Source organism: Actinomyces sp. ICM58, from assembly GCF_000283035.1.
Lineage (GTDB): Bacteria > Actinomycetota > Actinomycetes > Actinomycetales > Actinomycetaceae > Pauljensenia.
Map to the genome: position 1 here is coordinate 1 of NZ_ALIY01000116.1, position 1,537 is coordinate 1,537.

The 1,537-nt window shown below is 65.1% G+C and carries 1 protein-coding gene; it reads left to right on the top strand.

The genetic code is table 11. The annotated features are described in order from the left end of the window. The coding region (locus tag HMPREF1138_RS05570) for a SpaH/EbpB family LPXTG-anchored major pilin (RefSeq protein WP_009057551.1) at window positions 1-1,501 on the top strand (1,501 nt) is incomplete at its 5' end. Window positions 1,502-1,537 lie beyond the last annotated feature (36 nt).

A 1,537-nucleotide genomic window follows, 5' to 3' on the forward strand; every position in this document is an offset into this window, starting at 1 on the left:
CTTCGGCCTGGCCGCCACCGTCACGCGCGCCCCGTCGCTCGTCGACCTCGACACCACCAAGACCGGCTCCATCACCATCCACAAGTACGTGAAGGACGCCACCAACGGCACCACCGAGGGCAACGGCCTTGAGGACACCTCCAATCACGGTACCCCCCTCGACGGCGCGACCTTCACCGTCGAGAAGCTGACCAACGTCGACCTCACCACGCAGGCCGGCTGGGAGAAGCTCGCTGGCTACAACGGCAACGTTGACACCGCGAAGGCTGACGGCACCGACGCTGCCATCACCAAGACCACCGCCGGCGGCGGCCTGGCCACCTTCGACAGCCTCCCCCTCGGCGCCTACATCGTGACCGAGACGGAGACCCCCGCGGGCTACGTCGGCTCCAAGCCCTTCATCATCACGGTGCCCATGACGCACCCGACCGACCTCAACAAGTGGGTCTACGACGTCCACGCCTACCCGAAGAACTCCAAGGCAGGCATCGACAAGACGGTCAAGGACGATACCACCCCGGCCATCGGCTCCGAAATCTCCTACACCATCAAGTCCGACGTGCCCGCCGCTGAGGCCCTCGACTACTACGACGTCGTCGACCAGTACGACAAGCGCGTCGAGCTGCCCGAGGCGAACGTCGCCCTGAAGCTCATCAACGGCAAGACCGGCGAGGTCGCCCTCGTCAAGGACACCGACTACAAGCTGATCTCCGCCACCGGCACCGACAACAAGACCATGTTCTGGACCGCCGAGTTCACCGCTGCGGGCCGCCAGAAGCTGCTCGACAACCGCAAGGACGACACCACCAAGGTCCAGATGGACCTGTCCGGCACCGTCAAGGACAAGGTTGAGGCTGACGGCCTGTTCAAGAACAAGGCCATCCTGCTCCCCAACGCCCCCTCCAACGGCTGGAAGCCCAACTCGGGCACCGTTCCCCCGCCGGACTACCCGAACTCCGAGGTCGTCTCCAAGTTCGGCAAGGTGAAGATCACCAAGGTCAACGCCAAGGATACCGCCACCAAGCTCTCGGGCGCCCAGTTCGAGGTCTACAAGTGCACGCCTCAGTCCACCCCGACCACGAACTTCGAGTCCGTCGACGCGAGCCTCGATGAGAAGCTGAGCCCCGCTGGCAAGGAAACCTACGAGACCGACGCCAACGGTGAGGTCACCATCGACGGCCTGCGCAACAACGACTGGGAGAACAACGAGGCCGTCACCAACCCCGGCTACTACTGCCTCGTCGAGGTCAAGGCCCCCGACGGCTTCGAGCTCCAGACCCGCCCGATCGCCTTCCAGGTCCTGCAGACCAACTCCACCAAGGATAACGAGTACACCCTCGCGACGACCGTCAAGGACGTCCCGCACAACGGTGGCTTCAACCTGCCGCTGACCGGTGCTGCCGGCATCGGCGTCCTGATCGGCGCTGGCGCCCTCCTCGTGGGCGGCTCCGGTGCGATCGCGCTGGCCAACAAGCGCCGCAAGGAGCAGGCCGACGCCTGATCCTCGCTAGCTAGCGACACACAGGGGGGGTGTGGA